This is a genomic window from Streptomyces sp. NPDC033131 (assembly GCF_055578365.1).
This window is the reverse complement of record NZ_JBVIPA010000080.1, coordinates 1-22,371: the sequence shown is the minus strand read 5'-3', so window position 1 is coordinate 22,371 and position 22,371 is coordinate 1. Positions and strand designations below refer to the sequence as shown.

The following is a 22,371-nucleotide window of genomic DNA, read 5'->3' as shown; positions in this document are numbered from 1 at the left end:
GCCCCCCTCTAACACAACCCCTCCCCCCCCCCCCTCCCCCCCTCAATCCCCCCCCCCCCCCCCCCCCCCCCCCCCCCCCCCCCCCCCGCGGCCCTGACAGGGGTTCCGCATCCTCTGGTTCTCCGTGCAACAGGAAAGGCGCACACCGATGACCCGGGTACTGGTCGTAGAGGACGACCCTCAACTCGTACGGGCGCTCGTGATCAACATGCAGGCACGGCAGTACGGCGTCGACGCGGCGCCCGACGGCGCCTCCGCGCTGCGGCTCGCCGCTGCCCGCCAGCCCGATGTGGTTCTCCTTGATCTGGGGCTGCCGGACATGGACGGCACGGACGTCATCAAGGCCCTGCGCGGCTGGACCAAGGTTCCGATTCTGGTGCTGTCTGCCCGCCGGGCCTCCGACGAGAAGGTCGCCGCGCTCGACGCGGGCGCCGACGACTACATCACCAAGCCGTTCAGCATGGACGAACTCCTGGCCCGGTTGCGCGCCGCGGTCCGCCGCACCGAGACCGTGCCGCTCACTCCCGAGACGACGCTGGTCACCACCGACGACTTCACCATCGATCTGCTGGCCAAGAAGGCCGTACGGGACGGTCACGATGTGCGCCTCACCCCGACCGAGTGGCATCTGCTGGAGATCCTGGTCTGCAACCCCGGCCGGCTCATCACGCAGAAGCACCTGCTGCAGGAGGTGTGGGGAGCATCCCAGAGCAACAAAACCAACTATCTGCGTGTGTACATGGCCCAGCTGCGGCGCAAGCTGGAGGCGGATCCGGCCCACCCCCGCTACCTGATCACCGAAGCGGGCATGGGCTACCGCTTCGAGGGCTGACCCGCTTGCGACCGTTCTGACCGCATACGTACGACGACGTAGAGACGAGACCATGGCACGCGGCAAGTTCCGGATATACCTCGGCGCGGCACCGGGCGTCGGCAAGACGTACGCGATGCTGTCCGAGGCGCACCGCCGTGTCGAGCGCGGCACGGACTGCGTGGTCGCCTTCCTGGAACACCACAACCGGCCCCGCACCGAGGTCATGCTCCACGGCCTGGAGCAGATCCCCCGCAGGGAGCTGGAATACCGGGGAAGCGTCTTCACCGAGATGGATGTCGATGCGGTCCTGGCCCGGCACCCCCAGGTGGCTTTCGTCGACGAACTCGCCCACACCAACATCCCCGGCTCCCGCAACGCCAAGCGCTGGCAGGACGTCGAGGAACTGCTCGCGGCCGGCATCGACGTCGTCTCGACGGTCAACATCCAGCATTTGGAGTCGCTGGGGGACACCGTCGAGTCGATCACCGGGGTGCGGCAGCAGGAGACCGTCCCCGACGAGGTCGTCCGGCGGGCGGACCAGATCGAGCTGGTCGACATGTCGCCGCAGGCGCTGCGCCGACGGATGGCGCACGGCAACATCTACAAGGCCGACAAGGTCGACGCGGCCCTGTCCAACTACTTCCGCCCGGGCAATCTGACCGCGCTGCGCGAGCTGGCGCTGCTGTGGGTGGCCGACCGGGTCGACGCGTATCTGACCGAATACCGCAGCGAACACCGAGTGTCGAAGATCTGGGGCTCGCGGGAGCGGATCGTCGTCGGTTTGACCGGCGGCCCCGAGGGCCGCACGCTGATCCGCCGCGCCGCCCGGCTCGCCGAGAAGGGCGCCGGCGGCGAAGTACTGGCCGTCTACATCGCCCGCAGCGACGGACTGACCAACGCCTCACCCAAGGAACTGGCCGTCCAGCGCACCCTGGCGGAGGACCTGGGCGGCACCTTCCACCACGTCATCGGCGACGACGTCCCCTCGGCACTGCTGGACTTCGCGCGGGGCGTCAACGCCACCCAGATAGTCCTCGGCGTCTCGCGGCGCAGAGGATGGCAATACGTGTTCGGGCCTGGTGTCGGCGCCACGGTCGCCCGGGAGTCGGGCCCCGACCTCGACGTCCACCTGATCACCCACGACGAGGCCGGCAAGGGCCGCGGGCTGCCGGTCGCGCGAGGAGCGCGGCTCGGCCGTGCGCGGATCATCTCGGGCTGGCTGGCCGGGGTGGCCGGCCCGGCGCTGCTCACGCTGCTGCTGACCAACGTCGACGCCGAACTCGGTCTCGCCAACGACATGCTGCTGTTCCTGACACTGACCGTGGCGGCGGCCCTGCTCGGCGGCCTGTTCCCGGCGCTGGCCTCGGCGGCCTTCGGGTCGTTGCTGCTGAACTACTACTTCACCCCGCCCCTGCACCGCCTCACCATCGCCGACCCCAAGAACATCGTCGCCCTCGTGGTCTTCTTCGCCGTGGCGGTGTCGGTGGCCTCCGTGGTGGACCTGGCCGCCCGGCGTACGCATCAGGCGGCCCGGCTGCGCGCCGAATCGGAGATCCTCTCCTTCCTGGCGGGCAGCGTGCTGCGCGGCGAGACCAGCCTGGATGCTCTGCTGGAACGGATGCGGGAGACCTTCGGCATGGAGTCGGTCGCCCTGCTGGAGCGGGAAAGCGACGTGACCCCGTGGACCTGCGCGGGCAGCGTGGGCCCACAGCCCTGCCAGTACCCCGAGGACGCGGACGTGGACATGCCGGTCGGCGACCACATGGCGCTCGCGCTGTCCGGCAGAGTGCTGCCCGCCTCCGACCGCCGCGTCCTCGCCGCGTTCGCCGCCCAGGCCGCCGTGGTCCTGGACCGCCAGCGCCTGCAGTCCGAGGCTGGCCAGGCCAAGGAACTCGCCGAGGGCAACCGCATCCGCACCGCCCTGCTCGCCGCCGTCAGCCACGACCTGCGCACCCCGCTCGCCGGGATCAAAGCCTCCGTCTCCTCCCTGCGATCGGACGACGTGGCCTGGTCAGATGAGGACCAGGCCGAACTCCTGGAGGCCATCGAGGACGGCGCCGACCGCCTCGACCACCTGGTGGGCAACCTGCTCGACATGTCCCGGCTCCAGACCGGCACCGTCGCCCCGCTGATCCGCGAGATCGACCTCGACGAGGTGGTGCCCATGGCCCTGGGCGGCGTACCCGAAGACAGCGTGGAGCTGGACATCCCGGAAACCTTGCCGATGGTCGCCGTCGACCCGGGCCTGCTCGAGCGGTCGGTGGCCAACCTGGTCGAGAACGCGGTCAAGTACAGCCCCGCCGGCGAGCGCGTCCTGGTGGCTGCCAGCGCCATGGCCGACCGGGTGGAGGTGCGGGTGGTGGACCGCGGCCCGGGCGTCCCGGACGAGGCCAAGGACCGCATCTTCGAGCCGTTCCAGCGCTACGGCGACGCCCCGCGCGGCGCCGGCGTCGGTCTGGGCCTTGCGGTAGCCCGCGGCTTCACCGAAGCCATGGGCGGCACCCTCAACGCCGAGGACACCCCCGGCGGCGGCCTCACCATGGTCCTCACCGTCCCGGCCGCCTCCGACCGCCGACCACTCCCCTCCGACCTTCCCGCGACTGCTACCTCCTAGCGACGCCAAAGTCCCGCCCGTACAGGCCAGTACGGCGTTCGAGTCCCCTCAGGGCCATCGTGCCCGAGTGGAAGAGGCTACGGCCCCGACTCGTACCTGCTTGCCATCGTCGACCCCGTCGACGACACCTTCCGGCAACCGCCTCACCGTCTGGGATTCTCGCCACAACCTCGACCGCGGCGGCACCTGCTGGCGCAGCGCCTCGGTTGCCTGATGCCCGGTGGGAGGGCGGCATCAACCGATCCTGGCCGCCGCCCAGCAGTCGCCGGGGTGCACGGCGTCCACGTTGGTGCGTGGAGTCCGCACTGGATCAGTCTGGCGGGGTCGATGTTGCGGAGCGCTGACGGCGAGCAGGACTGGGGCCCTCACCAGCTGCGGCAGCCGGGCGTCCAGGCGCGTGTTCGCGCCACGTGTTGGTTTGATCAGTTCCCCTCTCGTCACGCGAGTCCATCACCGGGTGGCTCATACGCGCCGTGGTGTGGGTACCGGCGCCGGGAGGCCGCATACTCGGTGATCGTTACGTTGCCGTCAGGGCGGTGGCTGTGGCGACCGTTTCGGTGGTCAGACAGGGAAGGTCATGGGGGATATGAACGAGGCGAAGCAGCCGATAATGCCGGAGGTTGTGGACAGTCCCGCGTTGCGGACACAGCCGACCGGCAAAGCCGCGCAGTGGCTGCTGCGTCACCAGGTGCAGCCGGTGGGGCCGGCGGCCGGTGAGAGCCATGCCGAGCCGCATTCCTGGTGGAAGGTGATGTGCCTGACCGGGGTCGACTACTTCTCCAGCCTCGCCTATGGATCCGGACGTTCGCCGCCTTCAAGGAGCCGAAGATCGGCCTGAAGCCGGACCAGCGGGCGGAGTGCTCCCCGCCGACGCGGGGGTGATCCGCCACGGCGTCATCCGCAAGACCGCCCCCTGGGGTGCTCCCCGCCGACGCGGGGGTGATCCGACCTCGGCCCGCATACCAATCCGGGAGAACAGGTGCTCCCCTCCGACGCGGGGGTAATCCGCAGCAGGGTGGTGGCCATGCCGATCCCGATACTGCAGCAGGACTTTGCTTTCTGACGTGCGGGTTTCGCTGGGCGGCTGGAGTGTAGCGGGACTTCGATCGTGCGGGGGCGGTCTCACGGGGACCGCCCCTCGATCGTGCGACAACGCCGCAGGTAGTGACAGCGGCGGGCAGCCTCCGAGGGCGATCACCGAGTACGCCGCCGCGCAATGGGACCTCGAACTGGACGATCTCTTCCTGACGATCGGACACCGCTTCGGCCGAGTCGAGCTCCGCCGTCGCATGCGTGACTACGTACGCGGGCTGCTCGCCCCGGTGGCCCGCAAGAACAGCTGGCAGCTGGCCGAACAGGCCGGCCACCCCACGCCCGACGGCCTGCAGCACCTCCTCGCCGGATCGAAGTGGGAGCCCGATGACATCCGCGACGACCTGCAGGCATACGTCGCCGACAAGCTCGGCGAGGCCGACGGCATCCTGATCATCGACGACACCGGGTTCATCAAGAAGGGCACCACCTCAGCCGGGGTGCAGCGCCAGTACTCGGGAACCGCCGGCCGGACCGAGAACTGCCAGATCGGCGTCTTCGCCGCCTACGCCTCCGCGCGCGGCCGGGCCTTGGTCGACCGCGAGCTCTACCTCCCGAAGTCCTGGACCGAGGACCGGGAACGCTGTCGCACCGCAAGGGTCCCCGACGAGCGGGAGTTCGCCACCAAGGGCGAACTGGCCCGGCGCATGGTGCTGCGGACCGTCGCCTCGCCGCTGCCCATTGCCTGGGTCACCGCGGATTCCGCCTACGGCCAGGACAACCGATTCCGCCGGCTGCTGGAACAGTCGGGTGTCGGCTACGTGCTGGCCGTCCCCAAGTCCCAGTTCAGGGTGGGCTGTTCGCGAATCGAGGTTCTGTTTGCGCAGGCTCCGGACGCAGCGTGGGAGAAGATCTCATGCGGCGACGGCGCGAAGGGGCCTCGCGTCTACCACTGGGCAGCGGTGCGGCTGCCGGCCGTCGCCGAGTTCGACTATCAGGGCGAGGTCCCTCACCGGATGCGGTGGGCACTGGCCCGGCGCAGCATCAGCAAGCCCGACGAGATCGCCTACTACCTCGCATACACACCGCTTCAGATCACCGTCCAGGAGCTGGTGCGGGTCGCCGGGGCACGCTGGGCGATCGAGGAATGCTTCCAGGCCGCGAAGAACGAATGCGGCCTGGACCAGTACGAAGTCCGCCGCTACGTGGGCTGGTATCGGCACATCACTCTGGCCATGCTCGCGCACGCCTTCCTGGCCGCCACGGCACGCCGGCCTTGGGAAAAAGGGCGGAACAGGTGGGACAGCCGGGGCCATCGAAGTCACAGTGGCAGAGGTTCGGCGACTCCTGGCAGCTTGTCGTGCCAGGCCCCCGTACCTGAGCGGACACCGAGGACTACACCACGCGCTGAGCTGGTCGAACTGGCGCCGTCGACGCCAAGCAGTCGCCCGCCGCTGTCACTACCTGCGGCGTTGTCACACGATCGAGGGGCGGTCCCCGTGAGACCACCCCTGCACGATCGAAGTCCCGCACACTCCAGCCGCCCAGCGAAACCCGCAGGTCAGACAGCAATCCCGCTGGAGTACTAGGTCGTTCGACCGATCCGAGGCCTAGAATCCCAGGTCATGAAGGGACTGCTGCTACGACTGTCGGCCCTAGACGCGGACGCGGCGGCGGCGCTGCGGGTCATCGCCCACTTCGAGGCGCTGCTGGGGGCCGGGCGGCTCGACGCCGAGTCGCTCGTACGGTCCACCGCGGGGCTGGCCGAGTGTCCGGCCGGGCTCGATGTGGGCGGGCGTGTGGTGCGGTTCGGGCCTGCCGGAGCCGTGCCGGCGGGACCCGCGGTACGGCCCTCCGGGAGCGCGGAGTTCGCGCCGGGCGGCCGGGTGTGGCTGGAGCGGTCGGGGGCGCCTGGGCCCTTCGACGAACTGGTGCTGGAGTGGATGGCCATCGCCGCGGGCGTCCTACACGGCAGCCATCAGCAGGACACCGCCCCCGCCCAGGTGGCCGACCCGGCGCTGGTCGAGCGCGTGCTGTCGGAGCGCGAGGCCGTCGAGGACCGGGCGAGGGCGCTGCGCCTGCTGGGTCTGGCGCCCGAGCAGCCGCTGCGGGTGGTGGCCGTCGCCGGGCCCGCCGCGGTCGCCGTACTGGGTCGGCGTGAACTGCGTCCGGGGGTGCGGGTCGCCGCGGTCGGTCCGCTCGCGGTGGCCCTGGCGCCGGGCGCCGAGTCGGTCGCCGACGAACTGCGGGCGTACGTCCGCGAGCACGGTTTCGAAGGTGTACGGATCGGGGTCGGCGGCAGCGTTCCCGCCCTGGACGCCGGTGCCTCCTGGGCACAGGCCCGGCTCGCGCTGCGTTTCGCCGTCGAGGTCGCCGGTCTGCCCGAGGAGGCCATCGTCGACCACGACACCCTCGGCCCGGTCGCGCTGCTCGCTGACATCCCCGTCGACCGGCTGCGTGCCCAGCCCGACTTGCGCGCCCTGGCCGGCCTCGCCGAGGGAAAGGGCGGCCCGGCGGCCCTGGCCGCCCTGACCGCCTTCCTGCGCACCGGCTCGCTGCGCCACGCCGCCGCGGACCTCCACCTGCACCACAGCTCGGTCGCAGCAAGACTCTCCGGCGTGGAAACAACACTGGGCTACCGATTGAGCGACCCCCGGGCCCGCTTCCGGGCCCAACTCACCTTGTATGCATTCCGATTGGCAGAGCCCCAATAGGGGCGCCCCTCAGGGGCGCGGGGAACTGCGCGCTCAGCCACAGCAGTCCCGCGCCCAACAGATCACAAGCAGCCCGCCCCACCTAGCGCAGCGCCCGGCGCAAAACCGCCACCGCCTCCGCGGCCTCCCGCAGGGACACCTCCGCGTGCGGAATCATCCCCGACCCATGGAACGTGCCCGGAAACAGATGCAGCTCCACACTCACGCCACCTGCAAGCAGCGCACGGGCAAAGTCGATGCCCTCATCCCGCAGCGGATCGACCTCCATCACGGAGATGTACGTCGGCGGCAGCCCGGCGAGCTGTTCGGCGGTGGCCCGGGCGGGGGCGGCGTAGACGGGCACGTCGGCGCTGCCGGGGACGCCGGCGCCGAGGTAGGCGTCCCAGCTGATGACAGCGTTGGGCCGGTTCCAGAGGGGCGTGTCGGTGAAGGCCCGCACGCTGGGGGTGTCGAGGCGGTCGTCGAGTTCGGGGATGCCGAGGTACTGGAAGGCGATCGCGGGGCCGCCCCGGTCGGGGAACCGTTCCAGGACGGTGCGGGACTGCGCGGTGGTCGTGGCCATCACTCGTCACCGCCGTTCACGCGCTCGTGTATCTCGATCAGCGTGCCGATGGTGTCGGGACTGTCCGCCGTGCCGACCCACTGCCGAGGGCGGTGAAGACGGGCACCGTCTCGGTGTCGCGGGACGACATGACGAACGTCGCATACGGCATCGCCGGGCAGCCGCGCCGGGAACGCGACACCGCCGGAACTCCCCGACCTGCGGCGCTCCGGGCTTGCGCCGAGGTCGCCCCCCACGTTGCCGGAGTCCTTTTCCTGCCGCCCGAAGCCATCCGCGTCGGTGACCGGAGAGTCCCGGCCGACCACGAGCCGCCGCGGCACGCGAGGGCCGGCCGGATCGCCACCGACCCGGCGGTGATGGCTCGCCGACGGCGGTGAGGCCATCGCGGACCTGGGCATGCCAGGGGGCCAGGCAGAGGTGTTCGGCCCGATCGCCTTGACACGACGGCCTGACGGTTTGCTCGCTGACGTCGACGAGACTGCCCGTGCCCGTGCTTCCATCGTCGCGTGCACGGCCTCAACCGGACCGAACCTGGCGAGTTCCTCGACCACGACAAGACGTACGTCTCCGCCAACGAACCCGGGAAGCGCAGCCTTGCCGACGTCGCGTCTATGACCAACTGTGCCTGCCACCCCACATCACGACATCTGTCGTGTCAGTCGCGTTGCCTGCGAGCTCGCAGAGCGGCCCGCTGGCGCGGGTGCTCGGCAATGTGGGCTTCGTAGCCGTTGCGGGTGGGCCGATAGTTCGTCCCGCGGTCCATGCCCTCAGGGAAGCAGTCGGCGCCGGAGAAGCCGTCGGCGGTGTCCGGGTCGTACTGGTAGTCCTTGCCGTAGCCGAGGTTCTTCATCAGGCGGGTCGGCGCGTTGAGGATGCGGGCGGGCGGCACGAGCGAACCGGTGCGGTGTGCGGCGTTGGAGCCTCCGTAGACGGCGATGGACTTGGGGCTGTGGCGAGGTAGACGACAGCCTGGGCGATCGCCAGCTCGCCCGATGTCCTCGTTCGTAAGTGATGGCGCTCAGCCATCCCGCGCCGGACCGTAGCGGCCCTGGTAGGGGCGGTCCGGCCGGGAATCGGCCGCGGATCCCGTCGAGTGACCGCGAGATGGAGGATATGACGAAGGTCCAGGGGCTCACGGCATCGGGCATGAACCGGATCCGGTACGTTCCGTCGCCGTCGCGGAAGCCGCCCGTAGGTATCGGACACCGCCCGTTGCTGAACGTCGCGCCGAGCGGAGTTCGACGTCGGTGAACGGATTGCCGTGTGACGGGCCCGTCACGCTTGATCCCTGGATCCCACCAAGCCGGGTCAGACGCGTTCCGTGAACACCTTCACGTCCCACGGACCGAGCTTGACCGACTGGCCCGCGGCGTAGGCGGTGTGGATGATGACGTCCTGCACGGCGGTGGGCAGCGCGACGGACACCGGATCCCATGACCAGTTGTGCAGGAAGCGGAGACGTCGGCCGTCACGGGCGGTGGCCGAGGTCGCCGTGACGCTCGGGTGGGGGTGGCCCCATGCATCGGCCGGTGCGGCCCAGCGGAACAGCGCCTGGCCGAAGGCCGGGTCGGGCACCGTGCCGACGCAGGTGATGCGGCCGGCGCCGTGCCGGCGGGTCGTGGCGGCGGGCCAGCGGCCGATATGCGGATCGTCGTAAGTGGCCAGGACGTCGGCCCCGTCCGGGACAAGGCCCTCCGCCCAGTGCAGGGCCCGAGCCGTGGGAGGCACGGGGAGCTCGGTGCTGCCATGCACGTGAACCGACGTGTCCAGATTGGTGAATTCGTCGTACGAGACTCCGGCCGGCTCGGCGAGTAGGGCCGGTTGAATGTCGGTGCGGGCCCGCGCTTCGGAGTCCGCGTAGCCGGTGCGGGGGCCGATCACCAGGTGCCCGCCGGAGTTCGCGTACGCGAGCAGCTGGTCCAGCGTCGCATCATCGGCGGCGTAGAACGCCGGGACGACCAGCAGGGGCGGCAGGTCCACCGATTCCAGCTGGTCGGGATGGACCAGGCGGGCCTGAAGCCCCGCGTCGAACGCGCCGCGGTAGAAGGCGTCGAAGATGGTCCCGTGGGAGCGCGCGTCCGGTGAGCTGTCCTGCTTGGCCAGCGGGGGCTGGGCCTCCAGAGCCCATTTGCTGGGTAGCGAGTACAGGAAGGCGACGTCCGCGTCCGGGGTGAGGGAGGCGACCAGGTCACCAGCCGTCTCCAACTCCGCGCCCAGGGCGGCCAGTTCGCGGTAGATCCGGCCCGGTCGGCCGCTGTGCGGGAGGATGCCGCCCACATAGGTCTCGGTGCCGACGTGCAGGGTGTGCCAGTGCCAGTACTCGATCATCGAGGCGCCACGGGAGATCAACGCCCAGGCGGCTTGGCGCCACTGCCCGTCGTAGGCGGGCTTGTTGTTCCAGGACCCGCCGATGGTCTGAGCGTTGGTCTCGGTGACCAGGAAAGGTTCCTGCCGTGAGGCGTAGAAGCGGTCGGCGATGCGGTAGAGCGCCCAGGTTCCCTCGTTGGCTGCCGCGGTCTGGCGCGTGGGGTGCGGGTTCGGCAGGGCGAGGGATTCCTGCATGGGGTAATAGGGGTTGCCAGCGGTGACATCGAGGTGGCGGGTGAGCGCTTCGTCCTCAACCCCCGGGCGGTCGTAAGCGATACAGGTGGTGACGAACTGGTCGGGGCTCGCGTACTCGCGGACGATGTCGGCCTGCCACTCGATGAACTCGGTGGTGAGAGCCGCCTGGAAGCGACGCCAGGCCAGGTCGTACTGCGGCTGGCTGTTGCCGTCGGGCGTCCACAGATCGGCCCAGGTCGACAGCCGGTGCGACCAATAGGTCAGGCCCCACTCCCGGTTGAGGGTGTCCACGTCGCCGTAGGTGTGGCGCAGGTGGTCGACGAAGCGCTGGAAGACGCCGTGGTTGTGGAACAGCTCAAGGCCGGGCTCGTTGTCGACCTGGAATCCGATGACGGCGGGGTGCTCGGCATACCGGGCGACGATCTTGCGGATGACGCGCTCGGCGTGGAAGCGGAACGCCGGGTGGGTGTAGTCCACCTCCTGTCGGGAGCCCCAGCCGATGCGCTGCCCGGTGCTGCGTTCGCCGGCGATCTCCGGGTACTGACGAGCGAGCCACGGGGGTATCGCGTAGGTCGGCGTGCCGAGGACCACGGCCATGCCGCGTTCGTGCGCGCCGTCCAGGACCGGCTGGAGCCAGTCCAGGTCGAAGCGCCCGTTGTCGGGTTCCCAGGTCGACCACACCGACTCACCGACGCGGATGACGTTGAAGTGTGCCTCGGCCATGAGGTCGAGGTCGTCCTTGAGTCGCTCGTAGGGCTGGTACTCGTGGTAGTAGGCGGCGCCGAACAGGACGCGCTGCGGCAGCTGGAACATGGGTTTCCTTCGGGTGCGTCGGCTGACTTGCGAACTCTTCCCGCAGGGGGGAGGCGGGCATGGGGCCGTCCGGCGCTGAGGTCCGCGCCGGCGGGGTGATCCGTCATCCGTTCGCGAGCAGGTCCAGATGCCCGTCGCGCTCTACGCACTGGTCCAGCGCGAACGAGTCGGCCAGGGCAAGCACGTCGTCGTCGCCAAGGCCGCGGAAGAGCTCGGCGTACTCCTGGACCAGCGGCTGGCCCAGCATGATGTGCCGGATGAGGACGTCGAGCCACTGGCGGGTGCTGAACGGCTGCCCGGTGAAGCCCGGGAACTCGTCGGCGACGAGTTGTTCGAGCGGCTTGATCAGCTCTCGGGCGGCGCCGTCGGGGGAGCCCCAGGCCTCCGCGCCCAGGCGGTGCTTCTTCGTCATGAACGCGCCGAAGCGCCGGTCGTAGATGCTGCCCGGGGCGAGGTGGACGAGCCCTTGCAGGCCGACGTCCTTATAGGTCCAGATGGTCCAGTTCGCCTCGTGGCGCCGGTAGATCTCCAGTTGGTCGGCGAGCAGTCGGGCGCACTGCTCGTCCCGCGCGGGGTCGCCGGTGTAGACCGGACCGAACTCGCCGACCCAGATGGGTGTGTTGGTCTTGCGCATGTACGCGGTGCGGCGCAGGAAGGAGTCCTCGACCTGGTCCTTGTCGATCCAGACGCCGTCGGTGTGTCCGGGGTAGCCGGTGCTGCGGGCGAAACCGGCGCGCGCGTAGTCGTGGCAGGTGTAGACGGCGTTTTCAATGGGGTCGCCGAAGAGGTCGAACTCGGTGGAATAGTGGTTGCCGTCGAGGAAGAGGATGTGGTGCGGGTCGACCGTGCGGATCGCGCCCGCGAGGCGGTCGTAGAAGGCGGGAAGCACCCTCCCGGACTCGTCTGCGGGCTCGTTGATCGGGTTGTAGCCCGCCACCCACGGGTTGTCCTTGTAGCGGTCCGCGATGACTTCCCACAGGTGGACCACCCGGTCCTGGAAGTGCGGGTGGATCCAGAAGAGCGGCAGGTGCGTGGGGTTGTCCGAGTGCCACTGGTGATTCTGGTAGCCGGGCAGGGAGTGCAGGTCGATGATGGTGTAGATGCCGTGTCGAGCGCACAGGTCCACCACGCGGTCGAGGTGGGTGAAACCTTCCTCGCGTATCTCGAACGGGTGGGCGTCGTCCTCGAGATGGCGGTAATTCACGGGCAGGCGCAGACAGTTGAGGCCCTTGGACGCAAGGAGCGCGGCGTCGGCCTCGTCGAAGAAAACGGTCAGCAGCCGGTCGAAGAACAGCTCGTAACGGCGCTCACCGAGGACGTTGCGTACCGCTGATCGCATGGCGTCCTCGTTGCCCGGATAGCCGGTGATGAAGTTCTCCATGTTCATCCAGCCGCCGAGCCCGGCGCCGCGGAGCCGGACCGGGGTGCCGTCATGGGTGGACAGACCGGAGCCGGAGGTCTTCAGCAGGGGGTTCGGGGACGTGCCGTGGGAGCGGGGCGCGGATGGTGTAGTGGTCAGCACCGGGGATCCTTCGCGGTGTGGTGGCGGACGGGAAGTGGTGGCGGGGCAAGGAACGTTCGAGGACGACCGGGCCGTCGGGAAGGACCTGCGGTGCGCTTCGCAGGCTGCGGGCACCACGCCGGCGGCGGTACGGCGATCCCCATCGCGGCGCCGAGCCCGCACGGAGCAGGACCAGGCAAGGAGTCCGGCGTCGAAGCGGCGGGAACAGGACGGAACCTGCCCGGCAACAGGTGACGGCGTCTCCAGGGGCAGCCGACCGGATCAATCGCGCGGTGGCCGGGTGGAATCTCGTACGACCAACTGCGTTGCGAGCTCGACGTGGTGGGAGTCGATCTTCTCCCCTGCGGCCAGTTGCAGGGCGGTGCGCAGGGCGACGGCCCCCATCTCGCGGACAGGCCCGTGGATGGTGGTCAGCGGTGGGGAGGTGACCTGGGCGAGCGGAGTGTTGTCGAAGCCGACGACGCTCAGGTCGTCGGGTACGCGCAGGCCGCACCGCCGTGCAGCCTCGATGACCCCGGCGGCCAGTTCGTCGGAGGCGGCGAATACCGCGGTGGGCTCCGGGCTCACGGCGAGCAGCCGCGCCCCGTGCTCGACGCCCTCGGCGGCGTGGAACGTGCCTGCGTGGCGGATCAGTTCGGTCGGCACCCGCGCACTGGCCGCGTCCATCGCGCTGCGGAAGCCGTGCAGCCGAGCCTGGTTGGAGCCGGCGTGCTCCGTGCCGCCGAGGTAGGCGATACGGCGGTGGCCAAGGGAGAGCAGGTGCTTGGTTGCGGCGTGGCCGCCGGAGAAGTTGGTCGCACCGACGCTGACGATCGAGTCGTCGGGCAGTGATTCCGGGTCCAGCAGAACCAGCGGCATACGTACCCGGTCCAGTGCTTCGCGGGCCGGGGGCGACAGGGTGTTCGCCGTCACCGCGATGACGGCGCGCCGTCCCGCGGCGGCCAGGTCGCGGGCCCATGCGGCGGGATCGGCCGTCGGATCACGGTCGCCGCGCCTGCCGACCACCACCGCGATGCCCTCACGCGCTCCGGCGTCCACCACGCTCTGAATGATCTCGGTGTGGTAGATGCTCAGTCGCTCGAACCCGAAGAAGAGCTCCACGGTGGGGTGCGAGCGTAGATCGTCCCGGTAGCCGCCGTAGTTGTAGCGGCGCAGCAGCTCCAGGACCTTGTCGCGCGTCTGCTGAGCCACGTCACGGCGACCGTTGATGACCTTGGAGACGGTGGCCACCGAGACGCCGGCGGTCTCAGCGACCTTCGCAAGGGTGACGCGTTGGGGATCGGATGCCATGGCTCTCCCGGGGCGTGACGGCGGGCGGATGGCCCGGACTGCGCAGCACCGTAGCATCGAAATCTTTTTCGTAAACTCCCTGAGTCAGAGTTGTTGCGGCAGCACGGGAAAATTTACCATGCGCAAGGTATTGACGGGCTTGTGTCGCAGACCTAGCGTTCACCGCCAGCACGCCAGGCAGAAATAAATTTCGTGAGCCCAGGGCATGTTTTCTCGGTCCTGTGCGATGGCGGCTCCTCACGCACTGTCGACGCCACCGACCCAAAGGGGCAGACCCGAGATGACACGATTCCACGCGAAGAGTCCAACAGGCCCGGCCGCCACCACCACAGGACCTACCCGGCGCGGCTTCCTCATGGGAGCGGTCGGCGCTGGTCTCGCCACTACCTCACTGGCGGCCTGCGGATCCGGAGACTCCGGCGGCTCGGGCGGCTCGGAGATCGTCTTCATGAACCAGTCCCGCGGTCAGGCCGCGACGCTGAAGAAGCTGGCCCAGCAGTACACGAAGCAGACCGGAGTGAAGATCAGGATCGACGACGTCGGTCCGACGGACTTCCTCGCCAAGCTTCAGTCGAGCTCGCAGTCCCGCAACATGCCGGACATGTACTCGGCGATGGACGGTCACTCCATGGCGCCCTACTACAAGGCCGGCTGGGCCAAGGAACTGAGCGACGATATGAAGGGCGACTGGGGCGACAGCTTCCGGCCCGCCACACTCAAGACGACGTCGTTCGGGAAGGACAACCCGCAGCAGGTCAAGCCGGGCGTCTACAGCGCCCACTGGGAGACCCCGGCCCTGGGGGTCTTCGTCAACGCCGCGATGTACAAGGTAGTCGGGCTGAACCCGGACCAGGCGCCCGCCTCCATGAGCGAGTTCATCGACCAGATGCGCAAGATCAAGAAGTCCGGGAAGGGCCCCTTCTGGTTCGCGACGAGCCTCTCCAACCAGGTGATCCAGTCGTACGCCTCCAACTATCTGAGCGACGAGGAGCTGAACGACACCTTCGTCGGCAAACACAGCTGGAAGAGCGAGGGCTGGCGCAAAACCCTGCAGCTTGTGGTCGACCTGCGGGACGCCGGCGTGATAGCCAACGGCTCGCTGCCGAGCGGCACCACCGACAACCCCACGGTGGAGAAGGCCTTCTTCAACACTCAGGGCGTCGCGGCCATCTTTGACGGCACCTCGGCCGTCGGCGTGGCCCGTGCGACCGCACCGGACTTCACCGACTTCCGTTCCTTCCCGCTGCCCAAGGCCGATGACGGCACCCAGACCCCGCGCCTGGTCGGCGGCGCCGCCAAGGGCGCGGCGGTCAACCCGCGCAGCAAGAAGGCCGCTGAGGCGCTGAAGTTCCTGAAGTGGCTGACCGCCGCGCAGCAGCAGCAGGTCTGGTCCGAGGGGGTCCCGCTGATCCCCTCCGCACGCGCCGTGTCCGACACCAGCGTCCCTCCGCAGCTGGCGGGCATCGCCGCGAAGGTCTCCGACATCCAGCTCGTACAGAACCAGATCCTGGAGCAGGTCAACACCGCCCTGCAGAAGGGCACTCAGGCCCTCGTGCTCAAGGAGCGCTCGGTCGACCAGGTCCTCGGCGACCTCGACGCGGCGCAGAAGAGCGCGTAATGCGGCGCCGCAGTCGCGTGCCGGCGGCTTGGCTCTTCTTGGCGCCGGCGCTGGTCATGCTCGGCCTGTTCACGGTGGTCCCATTCGTGCAGGGCATCCTGCTGAGCTTCCAGTCGTGGGACGGGGTGAGCCTGGACACGCCGTACATCGGGCTCGACAACTACCGGTGGGTGATGGACGACACCGTGTTCTGGGGCTCGATGAAGAACGCCGTCCTCTACGGTGTGGTCGGCCTGGTCGTCGCCAACGCCGTGTCCATGGTGATGGCCCTTGCCGTGCACCGCGCCCGCCGCGGATCCGGATTCTTCCGCACCGTGTACTACCTGCCTGGAGTGTTCTCCACAGTGGTGGTGGGCGTGATGTTCTCGTGGTTCCTCGACCCGAACATCGGGATCGTCAACCAGGCACTCAAGGCCGTCGGTCTCGACGGTCTCCAGCACAACTGGCTGGGTGACCCCAAGACGGCCGTGATCGCGGTCGCCGCCGTGTTCGTCTGGTACCACTGGGGATTCGGCTTCATCCTTTTCCTCGCCGGCCGACAGGACGTGCCCAAGGAGCTGTACGAGGCCTCATCCCTGGACGGAGCCCGCGGCTGGGCCCAGTTCCGATACGTCACCTGGCCCGGGATGTCGCACGTCACCGGCATCGTGAGTGTGCTGACTCTGCTCAGCGGCCTGCAGATCTTCGGCACGGTCCAGGTACTGACCAACGGCGGCCCCGCAGGCCACACCGAGGTCCCCACCCTGCACATCTACCAACAGGCCTTCCAGTACTACGAGTACGGTCGCGCGGCCGCGATGTCCGTCATCTTCGGGCTGTTCCTAATCGCCCTGGCCTGCTTCCAGCTATGGGTCTCCCGCAGGCTCGGCGGAAGCGCCGACTCCCGGACTGTGAAGGGAAGGTGACCGTGAATACTCTGCTCGACCCGGCACCGAAGTCGAAAACGGCGCCAACACCGACACAGGGCAGGCCACGAGGCCGTCTGCGTGGACCACGGGTAGCCCTGTACGCGCTCCTGATCGCCGGAGCGCTGGAAGCGCTGGTGCCGATCCTGTGGGTGCTGAGCGGATCTCTGCAGAGCGCCGAGCAGCTGTACAAGGGAACCGATCCCATTCCGCGTCCCTTCGAATGGGGCAATTTCGCCACCGCCTGGAACGAGGGAGGCTTCAGCCAGTACCTGCCCAACAGCCTCCTGTACACCGCGGCCTCGGTCCTCGGGATCCTGGTCATCGCAAGCCTGGCCGGGTACGCCCTGGCGCGCATCGAGTTCCCCGGTCGCAGTGCCGTCGTGAGCTTCATCCTCGTCATCATGATCATCCCAATGCCGGCCTCGTTCATCGCCCAGTACAAGCTGCTGATCGAGCTCGGGCTCGCCAACACCCGCATCGGCTACATCCTCGTCCTCATCGCCGGCGGGCTGCCGATCTCCATCCTGATCATGCGCGGCTTCTTCGCGAGCCAGCCCAAGGAGCTGGAGGAGGCCGCCGCCATCGACGGCGCCTCCCTGTTCGGCACCTTCTGGCGGATCATCCTCCCGCTCGCCAAGCCGGGCCTGGTCGCGGTGGCCGTGATCCAGGCCATGGGGGTCTGGAACGAGTACCTCATGGGCCTGGTGCTGTTCAACGACAGCTCACTGATGCCCGTACAGCGCGGACTCACCAACTTCGTGTCGGCGGATTCTCCGCAACAGCAGATCCTGCTTGCCGCCTCAGTCATCGCGGTCCTGCCGATCGTCATCTTCTACGCGATCGCACAGCGCCACATCATCAGCGGGCTTTCCGCGGGCGCGCTCAAGTAGCCACGCACAGACCAGTCGCTCAATCGACCCAGCAACGACCAGTGAGGAAGCTGCAGTGTCCATAAGAGTGCGGAGTGTGCGTTCCACCCTTGTGAGAGGTACCGCGGCCGCCTTACTGGCGCTCGCCGCGGCCCTCGCGGGTCCCCCGACGTCCATGGCCGTGGACGCAGACGCGTTGGGCACGACCCGGCCGCGGGTCGACATCAAGCAACTGCCGGTGCCGCCGACCGTCCCGCAGGACGGCGTATGCACCCATCCCACCGGCTGCGTCTCAGCCGACTGGAGCGGCATCGGGACACCCGGACCGGCAAGGGACCCGAAGTTCGTGTTCCTCGGCATCACCTACGCCGGGGTACCGGACACCGGCCCGGCGAGCGTCTACAGCGGCAACCAGGTCCTGGTGGTCCGCACCGACGGCACCACCTTCCCCAACGGCGAGGCCTGGAAGTGCATCACCTGCGGAGTGTCCTACGGCTCTGACATCGACACCAGCCAGCTGGTCTACCCGCCCGCGAACGAACTGCCCGACCGCAAGCGCGTCCTGGTCAGCAACGGCATCCTGGAGTGCGGCGCCGACGGAGCGAAGTACGCGGTCACCGACCCGCGCTGCACTCCGGCCGCCACCCGCATCACCCCCATCTACTGGAACGACAAGCCGCTCTTCCAGCGGGACGAACAGGGTGTCAACAACGGCAGAGAGTGGCGACTGAGTCCCGACGGTAAGCACTTGCTGTTCAACGTCGTCGACTTCAGGGTCCTCAGCATCGTCCCGTACGTCGGACGCATCGCCTACGACCAGGAGAAGGGGCGCCACTACCTCACCGACGTCACGGTGCTGCAGAACCCGTCGGAGGCCTTCCAGCCCATGGTCGTCGAGGAGGGGAATCGACTGCACTTCAACCGGGCCGGAATGGTCGGTGAGCCGCGAGGTTGGACCGCCGACGGTCGGGCGACCCTCGGCATCCAGAGCCTGAACTCCGACAGCATGGACGCCTGGGCCACCGACCTGGCCACCGGCACCTCCAAGCCGATCACCCGCAACGCCCACTACACCGACCCGATGGCGATGTCCCCCAACGGCAAGTGGCTGCTCGCCGAAGCGGTCAACGGCTCCGGGCGCCTCGACTTCGTCTCCGGCCTGCCGGGCGTCCCGCCGCTCACCGCGCAGGCGGGTACCGCCCCGTACGTCTCCGGGATCCGCAACAACGGCAACCGCCGCTTCTTCTCGCCCTGGCTCGTCGACCCCGCGACCGGCCGTGGCTTCCAGATCAACGCCCGGTCTGATCCGAACTGGAACGCCGCCGCGGACCCGGCGTGGCTCGCCGACAGCACCGCCGTGGTCTACACCGAGAACCTGGCCTGCGGCGCCAACCCGATCCCGCACCGTTGCGCCGACTCGACGGAACCCGGCGGCCGCAACAGCCGCGTGATGATCGCCCGCTTCCCGGACTTCAAGCCCAGCGCGCCCGTCGCTCCCGCGCCGTTCCCGGCCACGACCTGGGGCCTGCCCTATGACCCGAGCACACCTCCGCAGCAGCCGAAGCCCGTGCCGACCGGCACGTACACCCTGCGCGGAAAGGTCCAGGGCTCGGCCACCGTGCAGATCACCAACAACAGCTCCGGCACCCAGACCCTCAGCCTCGCCGTCTCCTATAGCAACTACAGCGACGACGGCACGAACATCATCAACGGCACCGAGAAGGTGGAGCGCCTCTCCAACACGGCGCTCGGCTGCACACCCGGCACCGCCTCGGCCCTCGCCTGCCTCTCCTGGACCGAGGACCTGAAGCTGTCCGGCCGGCACACCGGCACCAAGCGCACCGGCCCCGGAGGCTTCACACTCGGCCCGGCCGCGATGTTGAAGAACGAATTCCAGGCGGTCGGCACACTCACCACGACCATCGACGGGACCACCTACAGCCAGCCGGTCAACGGCAGCTGACCCAGGCGGATCCAGATCCGGACACCGGAGGGAACAGACCGGATGACTCTCAACACCCCCGACATCCCCTACGAGTTGGCGATCGATTTCGGCGGCGACCGGTTTCCGGTGTCCGGCAGCCGCCCGCGGCTCTCATGGAAGCCGCCCCGGGGTGCTGCGGCGCCGGACGAGGAGTACGAGCTGCAGATCCACATCGACGGGCAACCGCAGCAGATCGCCTGTGTTGTCGGGCACTTGCTCGTCGACTGGCCGGTGCGCCCGCTGCGCAGCGGTGAGGGGGTGCGCTGGCGGGTACGGACCCGTGCCGCCGCGGAGGCCTCCGAGTGGAGCGCCTGGCACGCCTTCGAGGCCGGTCTACTGGATGCGGACTGGACGGCGTCCTGGATCACTCCGGCCGACGACCCGCAGACCGCGGGTCTCGCGCCCGGCACCCGGCCCGCGCGCACCCTGCATGCGACGTTCAGCACGCCGGAGGTCGTCCGTGCCCGCCTGTACGCCACGGCCCTCGGGGTGTACGAGGCGTTCGTGAACGGTGAACGGGCGGGCACCGTCGAACTCGCGCCTGGCTCCACCTCGTACGACCGGACCTTGTACGCCCAGGCAGCCGACGTCACGGCGTCCGTCCGCCCCGGCACGAACACCATCGAGATCGTCCTGTCCGACGGCTGGTATCGCGGCCAGGTCGGTGCCTTCCGCAAGCCGGCCGGCTGGGGCGAACTCCTGGCGGCCCGCCTGGAACTGCATCTCGAACTCGCCGACGGCACGCGCCAGATCGTCCGTACCGACGGGAACTGGACCTCCTCCGCCGGCCGCATCACCCGCGCCGACCTGATGGACGGCCAGATCACCGACAATCTGGCCCCCGTCGCCGACCGGCGTCCCGTCCTTGTCGACGTCGTGACCGCACCGCCAGTCGACTGGTCCCCGGCGCCGCCGGTTCGCCGCGTCGAGGACCTGCCCTGCGTCGCACTCACCCGGCTGCAGAGCGGCGCCTGGGTGGCCGACTTCGGGCAGAACGCCTCCGGCTGGATCACTCTCACCGACCTCGGCCCGGTCGGCACCCGCACCGTGATCGACTACGGCGAACACCTCGACCCGGCCACCGGAGACCTGACCACCACTCACCTCGATATCCAGCTACCCGGCGACCCGGTCACCATCTTCGTCCAGCACGACGAGGTCACCTCCTCCGGCGCCGAAGGCGAGGTCTTCGAGCCCCGCCACACGGTCCACGGATTCCGCTACGCGCGCCTGGAGCGCGGCGACGCCCCGCTGAACACATCGAGCCTCACCATGCGGGTGGTCCACACCCACCTGCGCCCCACCGGTACCTTCACCTGCGCCAACGAGGACCTCAACCACCTCTACTCCGTGGCCCGTTGGAGCTTCAGGGGCAACGCCGTCGACGTACCCACCGACTGCCCGACCCGCGAACGCATCGGCTGGACCGGCGACTACCAGGTGTTCGCACCCACCGCCACGCGCCTCTACGACATCCACGGTTTCAGCCGCAAGTGGCTGCGCTCGGTCCGCGACGACCAGCTCGACGACGGGCGCATCGCCAACTTCTCGCCGGACGGACGACGCATCAAGCTGCACACCGATGCCCGCCTGGACTCGATGACCGGCTCCGCCGGATGGGGCGACGCCATCGTCCTCGTACCGTGGCTGCTGTATGAGACGTACGGCGACCGCCGGGCCCTCGCCGAGAACTGGGACGCGATGGTCCGCTGGGTCGACTTCGCACTCACCACCGCCAGCACCGCCCGCCACCCCTCCCGGGCGGCCCGCTCCGCCGAACCCCTCCCGCACGAGGAGTACCTCTGGGACGGCTCCTTCCACTGGGGCGAGTGGTGCGTACCGAAGCCCCGCGCCGCGGACGGCTCGCTCCTCGAACCGGAGCAGGACTGGATGACGACCGACAAGGGCGAGGTGGGTACCGCGTTCCTGTACCGGTCCTGTGCCACCCTTGCCGCGATCGCCGACGTCCTGGGCCGCGCAGCCGACAGCGTCCGGTACGCCCGCCTCGCCCAGCGGGTCAAGGACGCCTGGTGCACGGAGTTCCTGGACGGCACCGGCCGCACCACCGTCGACACCCAGGCGAGCTACGTCCGCGCCCTCTCCCTCGGCCTCGCCTCCGACAAGCTGCGTGACGCGGTCGCCGCACGGCTGGCCACGCTGATCCGCGAGGCGGGCACCCACCTGGGCACCGGCTTCCTGTCGAGCGCCGACCTGCTGCCCGTCCTCGTCGACACCGGCCACACCGACCTGGCGTACGAGGTCCTGCTCCAGCGGACCTCGCCGTCGTGGCTCGGCATGCTCGACCGCGGCGCCACCACCATCTGGGAGGAGTGGGACGGCGTCGACGACAACGGCGACGCGCATGAGTCGCTCAATCACTACAGCAAGGGCGCGGTCATCAACTTTCTGCACACCCATGTCCTCGGGCTGCGTCAGGCCGAGGGATCGGTGGCCTGGGAGCGGTTCGTCGTGGCGCCGGTGCAGTCTCCGTCGGTGGCTTGGGCGCGCGGCACGTTCGACAGCCCGCGCGGCACCATCTCGGTCGAATGGCACACCAGGGCGGAGGAGTTGGACATCACTGTCGATGTCCCGTCCACGTCCTGCGCCACTGTTGTCCTTCCCGACGGTGAGGAGCTGACGCTGAGGCCGGGTCGGTCACACATCACCAGGAAACACGCCCAAGGAGTTGCGCAGGTCCATCCCGCCCATTGACGGAGCCGCGACGACCTGGCCAGGGCGGGTCACGAGCACATGCCCAGTGAGCTTCTTCAGAGTTGCCTCCCCCTGGTGCGGAGCCTCGAAGAAGCTCACAGGTCGACTTCGGTGGCCTCGATGGCAAGCATGGGACACGCGTCGATAACATCACGGGCCAGTTCCGTATCGATCGCAGCCGGATCATCGATGAGTAGCTCCGCGGTTCCGTCGCGGACAGCAAAGAGGTGTGGTGCGACCGCCTCGCATGCACCGATGCCATCGCAGTTGTTGTTTATGCGGATCCGTGATCCCATCGCATCCTCCTTCGGACCGAGGCGTATATGCCTGAGGCGCCGAGCTGGGCCGGCGCCTCAG

General features: G+C 69.0%; 16 protein-coding genes and 2 pseudogenes. 10 read left to right on the top strand and 8 right to left on the bottom strand.

Features of this window, described 5'->3' with window-relative positions:
- The first annotated feature begins 148 nt into the window (after positions 1 to 148).
- The 5 genes and pseudogenes from ACZ5XS_RS44380 (at position 149) to ACZ5XS_RS44360 (ending at position 7,174) form a co-directional block, all read left to right on the top strand.
- The gene (locus tag ACZ5XS_RS44380; RefSeq protein WP_468661328.1) at positions 149 to 832 is read left to right on the top strand and encodes a response regulator; all 684 of its coding nucleotides are present in this window, start codon (positions 149 to 151) and stop codon (positions 830 to 832) included.
- Positions 833 to 884: 52 nt separating this feature from the next.
- Positions 885 to 3,428, top strand: a complete 2,544-nt coding sequence (locus tag ACZ5XS_RS44375; RefSeq protein WP_468661326.1) for a DUF4118 domain-containing protein — start codon at positions 885 to 887, stop codon at positions 3,426 to 3,428.
- Positions 3,429 to 4,014: 586 nt separating this feature from the next.
- Positions 4,015 to 4,266 carry a hypothetical protein gene (locus ACZ5XS_RS44370; protein WP_468661324.1) on the top strand — a complete coding sequence of 84 codons (252 nt, stop codon included), beginning with the start codon at positions 4,015 to 4,017 and terminating at the stop codon, positions 4,264 to 4,266.
- Between the two features lie 355 nt (positions 4,267 to 4,621).
- A pseudogene (locus tag ACZ5XS_RS44365) lies at positions 4,622 to 5,749 on the top strand (IS701 family transposase); the annotation flags it as partial.
- Between the two features lie 336 nt (positions 5,750 to 6,085).
- Positions 6,086 to 7,174, top strand: a complete 1,089-nt coding sequence (locus ACZ5XS_RS44360) for a helix-turn-helix domain-containing protein (RefSeq protein WP_468661322.1) — start codon at positions 6,086 to 6,088, stop codon at positions 7,172 to 7,174.
- 82 nt (positions 7,175 to 7,256) lie between these two features.
- On the opposite strand, the gene ACZ5XS_RS44355 is transcribed toward ACZ5XS_RS44360, so the two are convergent.
- From ACZ5XS_RS44355 to ACZ5XS_RS44325, 7 genes and pseudogenes are all read right to left on the bottom strand, one after another.
- Positions 7,257 to 7,736 (bottom strand): alpha/beta hydrolase fold domain-containing protein, encoded by a 480-nt coding sequence (locus ACZ5XS_RS44355; protein WP_468661320.1) that lies wholly within the window; start codon positions 7,734 to 7,736, stop codon positions 7,257 to 7,259.
- Entirely contained in the window at positions 7,736 to 8,287 is a 552-nt protein-coding gene (locus ACZ5XS_RS44350; RefSeq protein ID WP_468661318.1) for a hypothetical protein, read from the bottom strand. The genes ACZ5XS_RS44355 and ACZ5XS_RS44350 overlap by 1 nt, the downstream gene beginning before the upstream one ends.
- 104 nt (positions 8,288 to 8,391) lie before the next feature.
- Positions 8,392 to 8,625, bottom strand: coding sequence for an AAA family ATPase (locus tag ACZ5XS_RS44345; RefSeq protein WP_468661316.1), 234 nt, complete (start codon positions 8,623 to 8,625; stop codon positions 8,392 to 8,394).
- 229 nt (positions 8,626 to 8,854) lie between these two features.
- A pseudogene (locus ACZ5XS_RS44340) lies at positions 8,855 to 9,022 on the bottom strand (DUF5060 domain-containing protein); the annotation flags it as partial.
- 22 nt (positions 9,023 to 9,044) lie between these two features.
- Positions 9,045 to 11,111: a beta-galactosidase gene (locus ACZ5XS_RS44335; protein WP_468661314.1), complete on the bottom strand. Its 2,067-nt coding sequence runs from the start codon at positions 11,109 to 11,111 to the stop codon at positions 9,045 to 9,047.
- A 103-nt stretch (positions 11,112 to 11,214) separates the two neighbouring features.
- Positions 11,215 to 12,633, bottom strand: coding sequence for a glycoside hydrolase family 5 protein (locus ACZ5XS_RS44330; protein WP_468661312.1), 1,419 nt, complete (start codon positions 12,631 to 12,633; stop codon positions 11,215 to 11,217).
- Between the two features lie 261 nt (positions 12,634 to 12,894).
- On the bottom strand, positions 12,895 to 13,923 hold the full coding sequence (locus ACZ5XS_RS44325; protein WP_468661310.1) for a LacI family DNA-binding transcriptional regulator: 1,029 nt from the start codon (positions 13,921 to 13,923) through the stop codon (positions 12,895 to 12,897).
- A 280-nt stretch (positions 13,924 to 14,203) separates the two neighbouring features.
- Here ACZ5XS_RS44325 and ACZ5XS_RS44320 point away from each other — a divergent pair, with 280 nt between their 5' ends.
- The 5 genes from ACZ5XS_RS44320 (at position 14,204) to ACZ5XS_RS44300 (ending at position 22,014) form a co-directional block, all read left to right on the top strand.
- The gene (locus ACZ5XS_RS44320; protein ID WP_468661308.1) at positions 14,204 to 15,541 is read left to right on the top strand and encodes an ABC transporter substrate-binding protein; all 1,338 of its coding nucleotides are present in this window, start codon (positions 14,204 to 14,206) and stop codon (positions 15,539 to 15,541) included.
- Positions 15,541 to 16,446, top strand: a complete 906-nt coding sequence (locus ACZ5XS_RS44315; RefSeq protein ID WP_468661306.1) for a carbohydrate ABC transporter permease — start codon at positions 15,541 to 15,543, stop codon at positions 16,444 to 16,446. The genes ACZ5XS_RS44320 and ACZ5XS_RS44315 overlap by 1 nt, the downstream gene beginning before the upstream one ends.
- 2 nt (positions 16,447 to 16,448) lie before the next feature.
- A complete protein-coding gene (locus ACZ5XS_RS44310) occupies positions 16,449 to 17,339 on the top strand; it encodes a carbohydrate ABC transporter permease (protein WP_468661305.1) in 891 nt (296 codons plus the stop codon).
- A 154-nt stretch (positions 17,340 to 17,493) separates the two neighbouring features.
- Positions 17,494 to 19,281, top strand: coding sequence for a TolB-like translocation protein (locus ACZ5XS_RS44305; RefSeq protein WP_468661303.1), 1,788 nt, complete (start codon positions 17,494 to 17,496; stop codon positions 19,279 to 19,281).
- A 42-nt stretch (positions 19,282 to 19,323) separates the two neighbouring features.
- Positions 19,324 to 22,014 carry a family 78 glycoside hydrolase catalytic domain gene (locus ACZ5XS_RS44300; RefSeq protein ID WP_468661301.1) on the top strand — a complete coding sequence of 897 codons (2,691 nt, stop codon included), beginning with the start codon at positions 19,324 to 19,326 and terminating at the stop codon, positions 22,012 to 22,014.
- A 95-nt stretch (positions 22,015 to 22,109) separates the two neighbouring features.
- On the opposite strand, the gene ACZ5XS_RS44295 is transcribed toward ACZ5XS_RS44300, so the two are convergent.
- On the bottom strand, positions 22,110 to 22,310 hold the full coding sequence (locus ACZ5XS_RS44295) for a ferredoxin (protein WP_468661299.1): 201 nt from the start codon (positions 22,308 to 22,310) through the stop codon (positions 22,110 to 22,112).
- Positions 22,311 to 22,371 lie beyond the last annotated feature (61 nt).